This is a genomic window from Amycolatopsis sp. cg13, assembly GCF_041346965.1.
In the GTDB taxonomy this organism is placed as follows: domain Bacteria; phylum Actinomycetota; class Actinomycetes; order Mycobacteriales; family Pseudonocardiaceae; genus Amycolatopsis.
The window spans coordinates 1,876,645-1,892,185 of the sequence record NZ_CP166848.1 but is presented as its reverse complement, the minus strand read 5'-3'; the positions used below and the strand labels follow the sequence as shown (position 1 = coordinate 1,892,185).

15 protein-coding genes are annotated in these 15,541 nt (G+C 68.9%); 4 read left to right on the top strand and 11 right to left on the bottom strand.

The features are described from left to right. Positions 1–902: 902 nt before the first annotated feature. Entirely contained in the window at positions 903–1,796 is an 894-nt protein-coding gene (locus AB5I40_RS08440; protein WP_370937876.1) for a LysR family transcriptional regulator, read from the bottom strand. Positions 1,797–1,878: 82 nt separating this feature from the next. On the opposite strand from AB5I40_RS08440, the gene AB5I40_RS08435 reads away from it, so the two are divergent. Beyond that, positions 1,879–2,775, top strand: a complete 897-nt coding sequence (locus tag AB5I40_RS08435; RefSeq protein WP_370937875.1) for a DMT family transporter — start codon at positions 1,879–1,881, stop codon at positions 2,773–2,775. Here the strand turns inward: AB5I40_RS08435 and AB5I40_RS08430 are convergent. From AB5I40_RS08430 to AB5I40_RS08390, 9 genes are all read right to left on the bottom strand, one after another. Next, positions 2,772–3,545 (bottom strand): class I SAM-dependent methyltransferase, encoded by a 774-nt coding sequence (locus AB5I40_RS08430; protein ID WP_370937874.1) that lies wholly within the window; start codon positions 3,543–3,545, stop codon positions 2,772–2,774. The two genes, AB5I40_RS08435 and AB5I40_RS08430, sit on opposite strands and share 4 nt — an antisense overlap. Positions 3,546–3,590: 45 nt before the next feature. Next, entirely contained in the window at positions 3,591–4,397 is an 807-nt protein-coding gene (locus AB5I40_RS08425; protein ID WP_370937873.1) for an endo alpha-1,4 polygalactosaminidase, read from the bottom strand. 214 nt (positions 4,398–4,611) lie between these two features. Further along, on the bottom strand, positions 4,612–5,916 hold the full coding sequence (locus AB5I40_RS08420; protein WP_370937872.1) for an alpha-glucosidase/alpha-galactosidase: 1,305 nt from the start codon (positions 5,914–5,916) through the stop codon (positions 4,612–4,614). Beyond that, on the bottom strand, positions 5,913–6,851 hold the full coding sequence (locus AB5I40_RS08415; protein WP_370937871.1) for a carbohydrate kinase family protein: 939 nt from the start codon (positions 6,849–6,851) through the stop codon (positions 5,913–5,915). The genes AB5I40_RS08420 and AB5I40_RS08415 overlap by 4 nt, the downstream gene beginning before the upstream one ends. 25 nt (positions 6,852–6,876) lie before the next feature. After that, positions 6,877–7,761 (bottom strand): carbohydrate ABC transporter permease, encoded by an 885-nt coding sequence (locus tag AB5I40_RS08410; protein WP_370937870.1) that lies wholly within the window; start codon positions 7,759–7,761, stop codon positions 6,877–6,879. Then, positions 7,758–8,672 (bottom strand): carbohydrate ABC transporter permease, encoded by a 915-nt coding sequence (locus tag AB5I40_RS08405; protein WP_370937869.1) that lies wholly within the window; start codon positions 8,670–8,672, stop codon positions 7,758–7,760. Before AB5I40_RS08405 ends, AB5I40_RS08410 begins: the two co-directional genes overlap by 4 nt. A 10-nt stretch (positions 8,673–8,682) precedes the next feature. Then, the gene (locus AB5I40_RS08400) at positions 8,683–9,966 is read right to left on the bottom strand and encodes an extracellular solute-binding protein (RefSeq protein ID WP_370937868.1); all 1,284 of its coding nucleotides are present in this window, start codon (positions 9,964–9,966) and stop codon (positions 8,683–8,685) included. 58 nt (positions 9,967–10,024) lie between these two features. Further along, positions 10,025–11,206 (bottom strand): Gfo/Idh/MocA family protein, encoded by a 1,182-nt coding sequence (locus tag AB5I40_RS08395; RefSeq protein ID WP_370937867.1) that lies wholly within the window; start codon positions 11,204–11,206, stop codon positions 10,025–10,027. A gap of 68 nt (positions 11,207–11,274) precedes the next feature. Next, positions 11,275–12,063, bottom strand: coding sequence for a DeoR/GlpR family DNA-binding transcription regulator (locus tag AB5I40_RS08390; protein ID WP_370937866.1), 789 nt, complete (start codon positions 12,061–12,063; stop codon positions 11,275–11,277). 233 nt (positions 12,064–12,296) lie between these two features. On the opposite strand from AB5I40_RS08390, the gene AB5I40_RS08385 reads away from it, so the two are divergent. The 3 genes from AB5I40_RS08385 to AB5I40_RS08375 are packed head-to-tail and all read left to right on the top strand — an operon-like array spanning position 12,297 to position 14,844. Next, a complete protein-coding gene (locus AB5I40_RS08385; protein ID WP_370940477.1) occupies positions 12,297–13,124 on the top strand; it encodes an SIS domain-containing protein in 828 nt (275 codons plus the stop codon). Then, entirely contained in the window at positions 13,124–14,011 is an 888-nt protein-coding gene (locus tag AB5I40_RS08380) for a 1-phosphofructokinase family hexose kinase (RefSeq protein WP_370937865.1), read from the top strand. The genes AB5I40_RS08385 and AB5I40_RS08380 overlap by 1 nt, the downstream gene beginning before the upstream one ends. After that, positions 14,008–14,844 (top strand): class II fructose-bisphosphate aldolase, encoded by an 837-nt coding sequence (locus AB5I40_RS08375; RefSeq protein WP_370937864.1) that lies wholly within the window; start codon positions 14,008–14,010, stop codon positions 14,842–14,844. Before AB5I40_RS08380 ends, AB5I40_RS08375 begins: the two co-directional genes overlap by 4 nt. On the opposite strand, the gene AB5I40_RS08370 is transcribed toward AB5I40_RS08375, so the two are convergent. Next, positions 14,780–15,490 (bottom strand): DUF6461 domain-containing protein, encoded by a 711-nt coding sequence (locus tag AB5I40_RS08370; protein WP_370937863.1) that lies wholly within the window; start codon positions 15,488–15,490, stop codon positions 14,780–14,782. The two genes, AB5I40_RS08375 and AB5I40_RS08370, sit on opposite strands and share 65 nt — an antisense overlap. Positions 15,491–15,541: the final 51 nt, after the last annotated feature.

Below are 15,541 nucleotides of genomic sequence, written 5' to 3'. Positions count from 1 at the left end.
TGAGTTATCCCTACCCGATCGGGGTGTAACGATGTCGGTTTCCGGCCGGCCGCCCAGGTCGGCGCGGAAAGAGCCGGAGAAATTGGCGGAAGGCCATCAACCCGTTCCGGTGAGCCCGCTTCCACTCGTCGTCCGGCGCGAACCCGGTACCCGCTGGTCCGTTCGGGGTCACGGTCGCGCATTCGCGTCGTGAATGTGGTGCATTCGTTACCGGCGAAAGCCCAGTCGTCCGATTCGCGCCGCCCGCCACCGCGCCGTGAAGGGCTCCTTGAGGGAATCAGATTCCCTCAAGGAGCCCTTCACGGACTTCGGCGGTCCCAGGTGGCCGGGCTGGGAGTGCGGAGCTCGCAGCGCTTGCGACCTGGCTGTCCGTGAGGGGAACCTTCACCGATAGCGCGGAACTCGCAGCGTTCGCGCCCGGAAAGCCGTGAGGGCCACCCGCGCGGAATCAGAGTCAATGTCGGGAACTTAAGCTGCGTCGCTTCAGCCAGTTTCCCGTCCACAAAGGACACTGGCGCGGTCGAAACGCCCGATTGATGCCCATATGACCGGGTCTTCCGGTGCATGAGGGGAACCCTGAGGGAATCAGATTCCCTCAGGGTTCCCCTCATGTACGACAACCCAGCCTCCGCCGCACGCACCGGCCCCTCGGCAAGAAACTCCCACGCCCGCCAGCCGCTACGGCCTGCACGGACCCCCTCGGCCCCGCCCCGAGCGACGCCTTAAGTTCCTGCCATGGGGAATCAGAGTCCGGGAGGGTGGCCCTCACGGCTTTCCGGGCGAACCTCGGCGAGCCAGCGAGCCCGGCTGTCCGTGAAGGGGCCCCTCACGGAATCTGATTCCCTCAAGGGCCCCTTCACGGACCGCAGCCGTACTCCGGGCGGCGCGTCCGGCCTGGTGCGTCAGCCGACGCGGGCCTTCTCCGGGCACACGAGGCTTTCCAGCAGTTCCACCGCGCGCCGGGCGGCCGGATGCTCCGCGATCGGCTTCTTCACCGCGAGGCTGAGGTGCCGGACCGGCGCGGGGGAGGCCAGCGCGACCGTCGTGAGGCCGTCCGGCAGTTCGCCGATGCCCAGCGCCGGCACCACGGTCAGCCCGATTCCCGTTGCCACGAAAGACATCGCGGTCCGGTAATCGTGCGTTTCGACGACGAAACTGGGCGAGAACCCGGCTTGCGTGCAGGCGTTGAGCAGCACCTGCCGGCACGGCCCCTCGCGCAGGTCGTTGTCGACCCAATGCCGCTGCGCGAGCGCGGCCAGCGGCACCTCCGGCAGCCCGGCGAGCGGGTCGTCGAGACGGACGACCGCCAGGTACGGGTCCTCGGCCAGCCGGTGCACGACGACCGACCCGGGATGTTCGGCCCCGGTCTCCTCCACGAAGATGTCGATGTCCGGGTCGCCCGGCGTGAATTCGGTCAGCATCAGGTCCAGCCGCAGGCCGGGGAATTCGGTGCGCAGCGCGGCGACCGTCGGGGCGAGCCATGTCGAGCCGGCCGAGCCGAAGTAGCCGATCGACAGTCGCCCGACGCGTCCGGCGCGCAGTTCGGTGACGACCTGCTCGACCCGGCTGAAGGACTCGAACAACGCCTCGGCTTCGGCGGCGAGCGTCCGCCCGGCCTCGGTGGGCTCGATGCCGCGGCCGGACCGTTCGAACAGCTGCAGCCCGGTCTCCCGTTGCAGCGTGGTGATTTGCTGGCTCACCGCGGACGGCGTGTAGCCCAGCGCGGCGGCACTTGCCCGGATCGACCCGGAGGCGACGACGGCGCGCAAAACGCGGAGGCGGGGGATGTCCAGCATGCTGTCAATGTACAGCCGTCCTTAACAGAGGTACAGAACTAATCGCTTGTGCTGTACATAGGCGCGAGGTGACGATGGCCAGGTGACCGATCTTGTGGAAACCGCCCAGCCCGCCGTCAAGACCGACCTCGGCAAGATCGCGGCCGCCGCCGGGCTCGCCGTCGTGCTGTGGGCCTCGTCGTTCGTCGCCATCCGGAGCGTGGGGCACGCGCTGTCCCCGGCCCCGCTGGCGCTGCTGCGGCTCGCCGTCGCGGCCGTCGCGCTCACCGTGTTCGCAGTGGCCAAGGGCGCCGTCCGCGTCCGGCTGTCCCGCAAGGCGTTCCTGCTGGTCGCGGCCTACGCCGTGCTGTGGCTGGCCGCGTACACCGTCGTGCTCAACGCGGGAGAGCGGCACGTCGACGCTGGGACCGCCGCGTTGCTGGTGAACCTCGCGCCGCTGATGGTCGCCGTCGCGGCCGGGAAGTTCCTCGGCGAAGGCTTCTCGCGCTCGCTGATCATCGGTTCGCTGGTCGCGCTGGGCGGAGCCGCGTTGATCGCGACCGGTGCCACCGGAAGCAACGACTGGGCAGGCGTCCTGTTGTGCCTGCTGGCCGCTGTCTTGTACGCCGCCGGAGTGATGGTCCAGAAGGTGACGCTGCGCCACGTGGACGGACTGACCGCCATCTGGCTCGGCTGTGTCGTCGGGGCCGTGGTGCTGCTGCCGTGGGCACCGCAACTGATCGGCGAGCTGGAAGCGGCACCCACCGGGGCGGTGCTCGGCAGTGTCTACTTGGGAGTGTTCCCTACCGCGGTCGGCTTCACCGCGTGGGCATACGCCCTGCGCCGCACGGACGCCGGTCGCCTGACGATGGTGACCTACGCCGTGCCAGCGGTGGCGGTGTTGCTGTCGTGGCTGCTGCTCGCTGAAACGCCGAGCGCGTATGGGCTTATCGGCGGGGTGCTGTGCTTGGCCGGTGTGGCGATCTCGCGCCGTCGCTAGCTACGTCCCCACACCGAGACGAGGGGATAGGACGACACGGTGAACCGCGGATCGGCGAGCACCCGGCGGAACTGCTCAACCTCCTCCGCCGACACGCCGTCCGCGGCGAGCTTCTCCGCCAGCTCCACCGAATTCGCCGCCAGCAACCGGATCTCCGGACCGCCGCCAGGCCACCGGGTCGTCGCTCGCGCACTGCCGACCTCGCGCAATCCGGCACCGGTGAGCACCTCCGGCAGCCGTCCGGCCCATTCGACGTCGCTGCCCGCCCGTTCGAGCAGGTCCAGGATCCGGCCTTGTACAGAACCGAAAACCGCGGCGCTCTCGTCGTCGGGCGTGGCGAGCACTGTCTGCCCGCGCGGTTCGATCTCCTCGAGGACCAGCCAGCCGCCGGGGAGGAGGGCGTCGGTCAACTTCGCTACCAGTTCGTCCCGTTCCGGAAACTGGATCAGCACCAGCCGGGCGTGGATCAGGTCGAACTTCCGTTCCGGCAGCGGCTCCTCGCGCACGTCGTGGCGCACGGCCGTGGCGTTCGCGGGCAAGTCGGCCAGCAGCCGGGTGTCGAGGTCGGTGGCCAGCACATACTCGGCCCGTTCGGCGAGCCATCGGGCGATCGACCCGCCGCCCGCGCCGATTTCCCAGCAGGACCAGCCCGCGCCGACTCCGAGGTTCCCCAAGTGCTGAACGGTGGTCGCGTCGTAGCTGGCTTCGAGGGCGGACATCCGGTCGCTCGCCGGGGCGGCTGCGTTGTCGAACGGGTACTCGTCGTCCATTCCGCCATCCTGCCAGCAATCGCGCTGGGCAGGATGGCGGAAGTCTCAGCAGGTTTCGCGCACGTAGGCGGAATCGCCCTTCGGCGTGACGTCCCGGTCGCGGCGGACGACGCTGAGCGTGCTGCCCCACTTGGCACACGCGTTGCGCAGGCCGTCCTCGGAGTATTCGATGACGATCACCTGGTTGCCGAAATGCTGGGTGTACTCCGCGCAATTGTCCTGCTCGCCGCATTCCTCGGCGACGGCGAAGTCAAGACCGTTGTCCACTCGCGACGAAGCGAGCTCCGAGGTGTTCTTCTGGCCGATCGCGAGGCCTTTCCCGTGCGCGCGCTGGGAAAGCAGCTTGACGAGGTCCTGGGCGTTCCGTGCGCTGAGCAGGCCCTGGGACCGGGTGAAGCTGTCGTAGTTGTCGGGCTCGACGGCCTGGTAGCCCTTGCCCGCGCATTCGTCGATCCACGTGCCGACCTTGTCCGCGATCCGGCTCCGTTTGTCCGCGGTGCGCAGGTCGAGCAGCGCCTCGTTCCAATCGTGATCGATGACGACGTTGCCGTTGTCGTCGCGCAGAACCAGGTCGCCCCAGTCCTTTTCGGCGCCGGGCTGCGCCTGGAAAGCGTTGACGTAGCAGATGTTGTACAGCCCGGCCGCCGCCGGTGCGCTGTGGTCGCGGCTGACGACCCGGACGCCCGTCGGCGGCTGGTAGGGGCCGCCGATCTGGTAGTCGAACCCGGCGTGCGGGGCCGGCAGCGGAACGTCCTTGACCTGGCTGTGCGGCGAGGGCAGCGGCGCGCTTTCCGCCGTGCCGCTGGCCCCGAGCGCGCACGCCGAACTGCCGATCAGCAGCGCGGCGGCCACGGTTCCGCGAGAAATCCGACCAGGAAGCGAATGCATCTGGTGACTCCAGCGTTGGTGAGTACGGCCCCGCCTCGGACGGTGGAGAAGACATCCTGGCGACTGGGTCCGGGCTCGCGGGACAATCCGCATTACCGGCTGGGCGTACTTCTGGCGCCTGCCCGTCCGGCAGGCACCAGAAGTTTAGCGGATCACCGCGCCGCGCCGTCAAGAGTCGTTAGCTGCCCAGCGTTTTCCGCAACCCGGGCTGGAGCGCGTCGCCGTGCGCGAGCACCATTTCGTCGCACAGTTCCCAGATGCGTTCGACCGGAAGCGCGGCCGCGGTGGCGGGATCGGTCATCGCGGCGTGGCGGATGTGCCGGGGATCGTCCTCGATCGCCGCGCGCACCACGAGTTCGGTGGTGCTCAGGTAGGTGCGGTTGAGCGCGGCGAGCTGCGGCGGAAGCGCGTTGACCCGCGTCGGGCGAATGCCGGTGGCGTCGGCGAGGCACGGCACCTCGACGGCTCCGGTCGCCGGAAGATTCGGGATCAGCCCGCGGTTGAGCACATTGCCGTAAACGGTGCGCGGCGTGCCGGTGACGACACTGTGGATGATCTGCGGTGCGTATTCGTTGGTACCTTCGACGGTGAGCGGTTCGTCGCGCTCGATGGCCTGGCGCGTACGTTCGTATTCGGCTTCGTTCTCCGCCACGACGTCCAGATACGCGCCGATCGGCAGCCGCAGCCGTTCGATTTCGCTGGCGTGGCCGAGATACCACGGCACGTATTCGGAGGAATGCTCGCTCGTTTCGGTGGGGTAGTAGCCGAGCCGCCGGAACATGTCGAACCGCACACGCCGCCGAAGCTGCGGGTCTTCGGCGAGTTCGGCGAGCCGCGGGTACAGATCGTTGCCCTGATGTTCCAAACGCAGGATCCAGGCCTGGTGGTTGATGCCCGCGGCGTGGTAAGCGACCTCGGACAGCGGCACCTCCAGCAGCGCGGCCAGGTCGTGCACGGTCCAGTACACCGAATGGCACAGGCCGACGACGCGGTCCGAGCCGAGCGTCTCGGACAGGTACTGCACGTTCATCGCCATCGGGTTCGTGTAGTTCAGCAGCCACGCCTGCGGGCACACCCGCGCGATGTCCTCGCCGAGTTCGCGCAGGAACGGGAAAGTGCGCAGGGCACGGAAAATCCCGCCGACGCCGAGCGTGTCGCCGATGGTCTGCTTCACCCCGAAGCGCGCGGGGATGTCGAAGTCGACGCGGGTGGCCTCGCCCATTCCGATTTGGACCATGTTGATGACGAAATCCGCGCCGTCGAGGGCTTCCCGACGGTCCGCGTGCGCGGTGAGGACCGGCTTGGCTCCGCGCGCTTCGGCGATGCGACCGGCCGCCGCGTGCGCGATGCGCAGGCGTTCCGGGTCGATGTCGTGCAGCGCGACGTGCACCTCGGCCAATTCGGGGTAGGCGAACAGGTCTGCCAGCAGACCCTGGGTGAACACGACGCTGCCGGCGCCGATGAAGGTGATCTTGGTGGTCATGCACTTTCCGTTTCAGTGAGATGGAGCTCGTTCCAAGTGGGCTGGCCGTCGATCCCGCCGTGCGCGAGCGTCGAACGGCCGCCGCCTTCGACCCCGGCCCGCAGCGCGTCGGACAACGGCAGACCGCGCAGCGTCGCGGCGAGGAACGCGGCGTTGAAGCTGTCCCCGGCGCCGACGGTGTCGAGCGGGGTGATCGAGGACGCGGGAACCGTGACGGTTTCGCCGCGGTGGTGCGCGAGCGCGCCGTCGGCACCGTTCTTGACGACGACAGTCGGACCCTGTGCGGCGAGGTGTGCCGCGGCGTCGTGCAGGCTGGATTTTCCGGACAGCTGAAGGGCTTCGGCGGCGTTGGGCAGGAGGTAGTCGGTCTCCTGAAGTACCAGCGGGATGCCGCTGGGATCCCACTGCCGCGCTGGGTCGTCGTTGGTGTCCAGCGAGGTCGTCGCGCCGTGCGCCCGCGCGGTGCGGAACAGCTCCGGCAGCCCGGCGGCCAGCTTGGGCATCAGGAAGTACGACGAGGCGTGGACGTGCCGGGCGCTCGCCAGCAACTCGGCGGGGACGTCCGCCGCCGACACGGCGTCCAGCACACCGGCGCTGGTGATGATGGCGCGGCTGTCGTCGCGGGTCAGGATCGCGGTGAGCGGGGTCGGCAGCGTCGGATCCACCGTGAGCGTCTGGGTGTCGACGCCGCGGTCCTCGAGGATGTCGCGGACGAAACGACCGGCGGTGTCGTCGCCGATCCGTCCGGCGAAGGCGACCTTCAGCCCCAGCCGGGCGGCCCCGGCGGCGGTGATCGCGGCGGACCCGCCGAGGGTGATGCAGCCGTGGCCGACGAGGTTCTCCCGTTGCCGGAAGTCGAGGTCCTCGGTCAGCGGCCCGAGGACGACGTCGGGGTTGACGTCGCCGAGCACGAGCAGGTCGAAGCGGTGCGGCATGCGTGGTTCCTCTGGACGACTCGGTTCAGCCTTTGAGGCCGCTGGAGGTGATGGACTGGATGAACGTCTTCTGCGCGCCCAGGAATGCCAGCAGCACCGGCAGCACGGTGATCACGTTCCCGGCCATCACCGCGGCCCAGTTCGTGTGGTGCTGTCCCTGGAAGGTGGTGAGGCCGAGCTGCAGCGTGTACTGGGTGTCGTGGTTGATCGCGATCAACGGCCAGGTCAGGTCGTTCCAGGTGCTGAGGAAGGTCAGCACCGCGACGGTGCTCAGCGCAGGCCGGGACAGCGGAAGCACGATCCGCACCAGCACGCGCAGCCGTGAACAGCCGTCGATCCAGGCCGCTTCCTCCAGTTCGCGCGGGAGCGACAGGAAGAACTGCCGCAGCAGGAACACGGCGAACGGCGTGACCAGCGACGGAACGATCAGCGCGCCGAGCGAGTCGATGAGGCCGAGCTTTTTCATCACCAGGAACGTCGGGATCATGGTGAGCTGGAACGGCACCGCCATAGTCGCCATCATCAGCCCGAGCATCGCCTTCGAACCGCGGAACCGCATGCGCGCGAACGCGTAGCCGCCGAGCGAGCCGAAGACGAGGTTGGCCGCCACGGTCACGACCGACACGATCAGCGAGTTGGAGAACCAGCGCAGGAACAGCGCGTTCTCCAGCACGTACCGGTAGCCGGAGAAGTCGATCCCGGACGGCCACAGCGACGGCGGGAACCGGTTGATCTCCGCGTTGCTCATCACCGAACTCAGCAGCAGCCACACCAGCGGGGCCGCGAACACCAGCGCCAGCGGAGCCAGCAGCAGATGCCACGGGCTGAACGGCAGCCGCCAGCGCCTGCGCTGACTCACGACGGGCAGCTGGGCCGCGGATACGGGGGCGACGTGGGCGCGCGTCGTCATCGGACCTCCTTGTTGCGGCGCAGCAGCCGGACGCCCAGCCCGAGCGCCAGCAGCACGACGGCGAGCACGTACGCGGCGGCGGCGCCGTATCCGGCGGTGAAGTTCTGGAACGCCTGCTGCCAGATGAAGTAGACGATCACCGTGGTCGAACCGAGCGGCCCGCCTTTGGTGGTGACGTAGGTCAGGTCGAACACCTGGAGCGATTGGATCAGCTGCCACAGCGTCAGGAACGTGGTCACCGGCAGCACCGCGGGCAGGGTGACGTGCCTGAGAATCCGGAATGGACCGGCGCCGTCCAGCCGCGCGGCTTCGATGAGCGACGGCGGCACGTCCTGCAGCGCGGCCAGGAAGACCACCATGCAAAACCCGGTGCCGCTCCACAGCGTGATGGCGACCAGGATCAGCAGCGCCTGCGACGGGTCGGTCAGAAACCCTTGCTGGCTAAGCCCGATCCGGTGCAGCAGCGAGTTGGCGACCCCGAATTCGGGGTCGAGGATGAACGAGAACAGGACACCCTGTGCGGTGGCCGACAGCACGAACGGCACGAACATCAACGTCCGGTACGCGCCGATGAAGCGCACCCGCCGGTTCAGCGCGAGCGCCAGCGCGAGGCCGAGCACGATGCTCAGCGGGACGTATAACGCCGTGTACAGCAGCGTATTGCCGACCGCTTGACCGAAGTGCGGGTCCTGCGCGAGCGCCGCGTAGTTGTCGACGCCGACGAACCGGGACGGGGTGACGAGGTCGTCGGCCTGGAACGACAGAATCAGCGACCACACGACGGGCACCAGGCCGAGGCCGATGATGACGATCACCGAGGGGCTCAGGTAGGCCCAGGCGGTGGCGGTCTCGCGTCGGCGGCGGGTCTTGGCGGCCGGAGCTACTGTGATCGGGCCGGGATGTACGGACATGGGCGGGGTCCTAACGGGGGATGATGAGGGCGGCGTTGGCCGCGGAAGCACAGTCGCGCATGGCGTCGGCGGGGGTCGCGCGCCCGAGCAGCACGGAGACGATCGCCGCGGCGACGGCCTGCGAAACCTGCGGGTAGGCGGGGTGGTTGGCGCGGACGTGCGAGTTCTCGAGCGACTTGACGAACACGGAAAGGCCCGCGGTGTCCTGGGTTTTGCGCTGCCATTCCGGAAGACGCTGCGATTCGGCGCTCAACGGGAGGCTGCCGGCGCCGACGTCCCAGACGACGTCCTGGGCCGGCGCGGTGAGCCAGCGCAGGAACGTCTTGGCCGCGGCGAGGCGGCGGTCGCCGTTGTCGAACACCGTCCAGGTGTCCGGTCCGGAGATGGTGATCGGGTTTCCGGTGAAGGTGGGCAGCGGGACGATGTGGTAGTCGAGCCCCGCGTCGTTGATGTCGGGCAGCTGCCACGGACCGGTCGGCACCATCGCGATCCGGCCGGAGGCGAAGGCTTGGTACATCTGCTCGGAGCCGGGTTTCGGGTCGATGTAGACACTGCGGTCGGCGGAGAGCTGCCGGATGACGTCGAGCGCTCGCACCCCGCTGTCGGCGAAACCGATGCTGCGGCCGTCCTGGCCGACGATGGTGCCGCCGAGGTCCCAGATCATCGGCCACAGCCGCCAGACCGTGTCCTCGTCGCCCGCGCCGGGCCAGGCGGTGCCGAACTGCCCCTGGTCGCGGTTGGTCAGTTTCTTCGCGGCGGCAACGAAATCCGGCCAGCGCCAGTTCTCGTCCGGCAGCGGGACGCCGTGGTCCTGGAACAGTTTCTCGTTGCAGGCCACGGCGAGCGAGTCGAGCATCGCGGGCACCGCACGGACGCGTTCGTTCACGGTGACCGCTTCGAGCGCCGGCTTCCAGAACTGGGTGCCTTGGTTGACGACGTCGCCCATGTCGGCCACTCGCGGACTGCGGGCGATGCTGGCGAGGTCGGAGCCGAAGATGTAGGCGATGTCCGGGTAAGAACCGGAGGCGAGCGCCGCGGTCACCTTCTGCAGCATGGCATCGGCGAGCACGCCGCCGCCGAGGTCGATCCGGATGTCGGGGTGCTCGCGCTCGAACGAGGCGACCAGCTGCTTGAGGACTTTGAGGCCGGTGTCGTTCTGGCCGTGCCACATTTCGACGGTGACCGGTCCGGACGTGGCGGCGGGCGCTTCGGCGCAGGCCGCGGCGGCGGGTACCAGCGCCATGGCCGCCGCGCCGCGGAGAAACCCGCGCCGGGTCAGGGTTCGCACGCGCATGGGATCGTTTTCCTTCCCTTGCGCTAGCAGCGTGGGCGGGGACGGCGGGAGGGTGGAGTCATCTGCGGTTTCCTTCCGGCGGGGAGAAGTAGGCGGCTACCGTTCGGGGGAGGGGAGGAATGTCGATCGGCACGGAGCCGGAGCGCAGGGATTGCGTGGCGAGCGCACCCGTCGCCACCGCCTCGCGGGCGGCGATCGGGGACAGTTCCGGCGGGTCGCCGTGCGCTGCGTAACGCAGGAATTCAGTCATGGTAAGGAGATCCGCGTCCCGATGTCCTGGTGCGACACCGTCGATCGGGTGCTCGCGGTCTCCGTCCAGCGACCATTCGCGGCGGTGATTCCACACTTTCACCACGCCGCCGCCGGTGTCGCCGAAGTTCTCCGCGCGGCCTTCGGTGCCGATCACGGTGTAGTTGCGCCAGTAATCGGGCGTGAAGTGGCACTGTTCGTAGCTGGCGAGCACGCCGTTGTCGAGTCGCATGTGGACCATCGAGAGGTCTTCGACGTCGACGACCGGGTTGAGGCCGGTTTGCGTTGCCGGGGGCCAATTGTCGAAGGAGAACCAGTCGTCGGCCAGGCGGTCGCCTTGGCCGCTTCGGTCGGCGATCCTGCCGTAGACGGCGAGGTCGCCCATCGCGGTGACGCGGCGGGTGAAGCCGCCGGCGAGGTAGTGGATGACGTCGAGGTCGTGGCTGGCCTTCTGCAGCAGCAGCGAATTCACGCGGCTGCGGTCGGCGTGCCAGTCCTTGAAGTAGTAGTCGCCGCCGTTGCCGACGAAATGGCGGCACCACACGGCTTTCACCTCGCCGATCTCGCCGCGGGTCACGACGTCGCGCAGCGTGCGGACGACGGCTGCGTGCCGGAAGTTGTGTCCGATGTAGAGCTTCGTGCCGGTTTCCTGGGCAGCGGCGAGGACCGCGTCCGCGTCGGGAAGCGTTGTGGCGAGGGGTTTTTCGAGGTATACGGACACTCCGGCGCGAAGCAGGTCGACGGCGATCTCGGCGTGCGTCCAGTCCGGCGAGGTGACGATCGCGGCGTCGACCAAGTTCGCGAGTTCTTGGTGTCCGGCCACGATCTCGATGGCGCCGAACATCTCGCGCGCTCGCGCCCGGCCTCGCTCGTCGGGATCCGAAGCGGCGACAATCTCCGCCGCGACCCCGGATTCCGTTGCGTGCCGGGCGATCCCGGCCCGCAGGCCGACTCCGACCACACCGACCCGCAGCACCCCGCGGTTCGCCACGTCGCCACCTCACTTCTGCGTGATATTGATCTGCATCATGGCAAAACAATCAGAAATGCGCAACGGGCTCAGCTGGCGATGACGAGCTCCACCGAGGCCGCGGCCAGGTCGGCGGCGAACGAAGCGGGCACCTCGGAGTCGGTGGCGAGGACGTCGATCGCGTCGAGCCGGCAGATGCGGGCGAACGTCGGCTTGGCCAGCTTCGTCGCGTCCGCCACCGCGATCACGCGCCGCGCGACCTGGCTGAAGTGTCTGCTGACCTCGGCTTCTCCCTCGTGCAGCGTGGTCGCGCCGTACTGCGCGCTCAGGCCGTCGACGCCGAGGATGACCGTGTCGAGCGCGAACCCCGAGAGCGCGTCCGAGACGAGCGAGCCGATCAGTTCATAGGACTGGCGCCGCGCGACGCCTCCGGTCACGACGATCTTGACCTGCGCGCGGACGGACAGCTCGTAGGCGATGTTGAGCGCGTTGGTGACGACGGTCAGCCCCGGTTCGCCGTCGGTGCGGACGAACCGCTCGCTCTTGCCCAGCGCGCGGGCGACCTCGGTGGTCGTGGTGCCGCCGTTGATGCCCACGGTTTCCCCCGGCTGTACCAGGTCGGCGGCGCGGGCGGCGATCGCGGTCTTCGCCTCGGCCTGCCGGGCGATCTTGTACTGCAGCGGCAGTTCGTAGCCGGTGCCCAGCGCGGCGGCCCCGCCGTGGGTGCGGGTGATCAGCCGCTGGTCGACGAGGATTGTCAAGTCCCGTCGCGCGGTCGCGGGGGAGACGTCGAGCGCGGCGCCGATCTCCGAAACCGTGACGTTGCCCCGTTCGCTCACCAATTCGAGCAGGGCGTTCAAGCGTTGCTGGGGCGTCATGCCGGGTCTCTCGTTCCTGGTCGGAGGCGGTCCGGTGCTCATCCTAAGGCGCGGTTCGGCGCAACCGCGTGAGCGAATCTGCATCTGAATGGCTGGACCGATCAAAATCACTCAAGTAATCTGACGGAGGCGATCACCTCCCTTGCCCTGGATCGAAAGGCCTCCATCCCGTGTCCTCCCTTCCGGATGCCCCCGGCTCCTTCGCGGCCGCCGAACTGGCTTCCCAGCCCGAGATGTGGCGCGCGGCAGCTGCCCTCGCCCCGTCAGCAGCCCTGCCCCAGCCAGGCGAACGAGTGGCGGTCGTCGGCTGCGGCACCAGCTGGTTCATCGCGATGAGCTACGCCGTCGCCCGCGAACAACGCGGCCACGGGATCACCGACGCCTTCGCCGGCTCGGAGTATCCGGCGTCGCGCGAATACGACCGCGTCGTCGCGATCTCCCGCTCCGGCACCACGACCGAGATCATCGACCTGCTCACCGCCCTGCCCGCGCAGCGCACCGTGCTGATCACCGCGGTCGGCGACAGCCCCGCGGCCGCGCAGGCGGACGAGGTCGTCGAACTTTCCTTCGCCGACGAGCAATCCGTCGTGCAAACGCGGTTCGCCACCACCGCGCTCGCCCTGCTGCGCGCGGGCCTGGGCGACGACATCGACCAGCTCGCCGCGGCCTGCTCCGAGGCGCTGGCCGAACCGATCGACGACCTGATCGACGCCGAACAGGTCACCTTCGTCGGCCGCGGCCCCGCCGTCGGCCTGGCCTGCGAAGCCGCGCTGAAAACCCGCGAGGCCGCACAGTTCTGGGCCGAGTCCTACCCCGCCATGGACTACCGCCACGGCCCGATCGCGATCGCTCAACCAGGCCGTCTCGTCTGGTCGCTGGGCGAGCCGCCTGCCGGACTCGCGGACGAGGTCGCCCGCACCGGCGCCCGATTCGTGCACCACGACCTCGACCCGCTGGCCGCACTCGTGGTCGCGCAACGCTTCGCCGTCGCACTGGCCGCCCGGCGCGGCCTGAACCCCGACCGCCCGCGCTCGCTGACGCGCTCGGTCATCCTCGTCTGATGATCGTCGCCGTGACGCCGAACCCGGCCATCGACGTCACCTACCGGGTCGGCACCCACACGCCCGGGGACACCAACCGGGTGCTGGAGGTGCAGCGACGACCAGGCGGCAAAGGCGTCAACGTCGCCCGCGTACTCGCCGCGATGGACGTCCCGGTCCGGGCAGTACTCCCTCTGGGCGGCGATGCGGGCCGATGGCTCGGTTCTGCCTTGGACATTCCGTTCGACACCGTCCCGATTTCCGGCGAGAACCGCACCACCGTGACGGTGACCGGGGACGGGCATCCCACTGTCTACACGGAACCCGGCCCGGAAGTGTCCGAAGTGGAATGGACGGCTTTCGGCAGGCACCTGGCCGAGTGTCTGGCTGATGCCAGAGTCCTGGTGGTTTCCGGCTCTCTGCCGCGCGGTTCTTCACCGGATCTGGTCGCCGAGTGGGTCCGCATCGCCCGAAAAGCCGGAGCGCGGACGCTGGTCGATGCATCGGGGCCGGTTCTTCTGGCCGCTGCGCGGGCTGGTGCTGTCGTGAAGCCGAACCGGGCTGAGCTGCTCGACGCGACGTCTGCTGCCGACGAAGCTTCCGGCGCGGGAACGCTTCTCCGCCTTGGCGCCGAGTTGGTCGTGGTCTCGCGCGGGGCCGAAGGAATAGCCGCCTACACCCCGGGAGGAGTCTTCACCGTCCCTGCCATCCCCGACGTGCACGGCAACCCGACCGGTGCCGGGGATGCCGCAACCGCCGGACTGGCCTCAGCCCTCGCCGCCGGTCGTCCTCTGATCGAAGCCCTGCGCACTGCCGCCGCACTGGGCGCTGCAGCCGTCCTCCGGCCGGTCGCCGGTGAGGTCGACCTGCCCGCCTACCACCGATTCCTGAACGGAGCCTCCGCATGATCACCCGCCCCGACCTGCCCCGGCTGCTGGCCGCCGCCCGCGAGCGCGGTTCCGCCGTGGGCGCGTTCAACGTGATCATGCTCGAACACGCCGAGGCCATCACCGAAGGCGCGGAGCAGGTCGGATTGCCGGTGGTGCTGCAGATCAGCGAAAACTGCGTCCGCTACCACGGCGGCCTGGCCCCGATCACCGTGGCGTCGTTGGAAATCGCCCGCCGCGCGTCCGTCGATGTGCTGGTGCACCTGGACCACATCGAAGACCCCGAGCTGATCCGTGAAGGCATCGAACTGGGCGTCGACAGCGTGATGTACGACGGCTCGCGGCTGCCCTATGCGGAAAACCTGCGCACCACCCGCGAAATCGCCGACCTGTGCCACGAGGCAGGTGTGGCAGTGGAAGCCGAACTGGGCGAGGTCGGTGGCAAGGACGGGGTGCACGCCCCCGGTGCCCGCACCGACCCGGCCGAGGCAGCGGACTTCGTGGCCGCAACCGGGGTCGACGCGCTGGCCGTGGCAGTCGGCACGTCCCACGCGATGGTGGAGCGGACCGCGCAGGTGGACCGCGCGCTGGTGACCCGATTGCGAGATGCCATCCCGGTCCCGCTGGTATTGCACGGCTCGTCCGGCCTGTCCGACGAAGAACTGCGCGGTGCGGTGGTGAGCGGGATGACGAAGGTCAATATCTCAACGCACCTGAATGGCCTGTTCACGCGCTCGGTGCGGCAGTTCCTGGCGGAGCAGCCGGAGGCGGTGGACCCGAGGAAGTACGTCAGGCTGGGGAGGGCGGCGGTGGCTTCGGAGACCGCTCGGCTTCTGCGCCTGCTTGCGGGTTGATCCTGGGCGGCGTGTACAGGTGCATGCGGTAAGCAGTAGGGAGCGGTCCGTTGACTGTCTCCGGGGTCAGGCTGAATCCGAAATGCCCTCCCAGGATCGCCATCATCGCGACCGACGCGTCGCGGATGGTCGCCCGTGACGGGAAGTCGAGGAGCCCGGCGTCGAACATCTCGTCGTCGAACATGTGGGGGCGACTCCCGGCCCGGGAGTCGTAGGGCGCGCCGCAGCCGAACGCGAAGACGAAATCGCCGTGCGAGAGATAGCTGACCTCCGCCGGGTCGAACGGGTTGGCGGAAATGAGGACAACCTCGGTGTTCTGGGCCAAGTGGCTCGAGATGCCGTCGACGTAGCTCTTCTGCTGCGAGTACTCCACCGCGACTGTCCATTCGCCGGACTCGGCGACGCGGATCCACTGCGGCCCCTCGTCGTACATGCCCGTTTGCAGCACCGGGTCGGTCAGCGCTTGCCGCGCGGTCATCGTCCGTGCCGAGTCCGGGTCGATGTCGAACGTGCGGAACACTTCGGCGACGCTCATCCCGCGCACGAAAGTCAGTGCGCCGCCGGGGATGACGCCACCAGGGGAGGCCAGCCAAGCCCAGCCCGGATCCAGCCGGTACCGGTCGGCCACGGGCGATTTCTCGTTCATCGGCGTTCCTCCGCAGGCGATCTTATGCGCCTGCGGCGGCTTGGCGTGCGG

What these genes read in the sequence shown, in the direction of transcription:
- AB5I40_RS08390 (WP_370937866.1), bottom strand. Translation starts at nt 12,063, where the DNA reads ATGACGCCCCAGCAACGCTTGAACGCCCTGCTCGAATTGGTGAGCGAA.
- AB5I40_RS08380 (WP_370937865.1), top strand. Translation starts at nt 13,124, where the DNA reads ATGATCGTCGCCGTGACGCCGAACCCGGCCATCGACGTCACCTACCGG.
- AB5I40_RS08370 (WP_370937863.1), bottom strand. Translation starts at nt 15,490, where the DNA reads ATGAACGAGAAATCGCCCGTGGCCGACCGGTACCGGCTGGATCCGGGC.
- AB5I40_RS08385 (WP_370940477.1), top strand. Translation starts at nt 12,297, where the DNA reads ATGTGGCGCGCGGCAGCTGCCCTCGCCCCGTCAGCAGCCCTGCCCCAG.
- AB5I40_RS08400 (WP_370937868.1), bottom strand. Translation starts at nt 9,966, where the DNA reads ATGCGCGTGCGAACCCTGACCCGGCGCGGGTTTCTCCGCGGCGCGGCG.
- AB5I40_RS08405 (WP_370937869.1), bottom strand. Translation starts at nt 8,672, where the DNA reads ATGTCCGTACATCCCGGCCCGATCACAGTAGCTCCGGCCGCCAAGACC.
- AB5I40_RS08420 (WP_370937872.1), bottom strand. Translation starts at nt 5,916, where the DNA reads ATGACCACCAAGATCACCTTCATCGGCGCCGGCAGCGTCGTGTTCACC.
- AB5I40_RS08440 (WP_370937876.1), bottom strand. Translation starts at nt 1,796, where the DNA reads ATGCTGGACATCCCCCGCCTCCGCGTTTTGCGCGCCGTCGTCGCCTCC.
- AB5I40_RS08430 (WP_370937874.1), bottom strand. Translation starts at nt 3,545, where the DNA reads ATGGACGACGAGTACCCGTTCGACAACGCAGCCGCCCCGGCGAGCGAC.
- AB5I40_RS08415 (WP_370937871.1), bottom strand. Translation starts at nt 6,851, where the DNA reads ATGCCGCACCGCTTCGACCTGCTCGTGCTCGGCGACGTCAACCCCGAC.
- AB5I40_RS08375 (WP_370937864.1), top strand. Translation starts at nt 14,008, where the DNA reads ATGATCACCCGCCCCGACCTGCCCCGGCTGCTGGCCGCCGCCCGCGAG.
- AB5I40_RS08410 (WP_370937870.1), bottom strand. Translation starts at nt 7,761, where the DNA reads ATGACGACGCGCGCCCACGTCGCCCCCGTATCCGCGGCCCAGCTGCCC.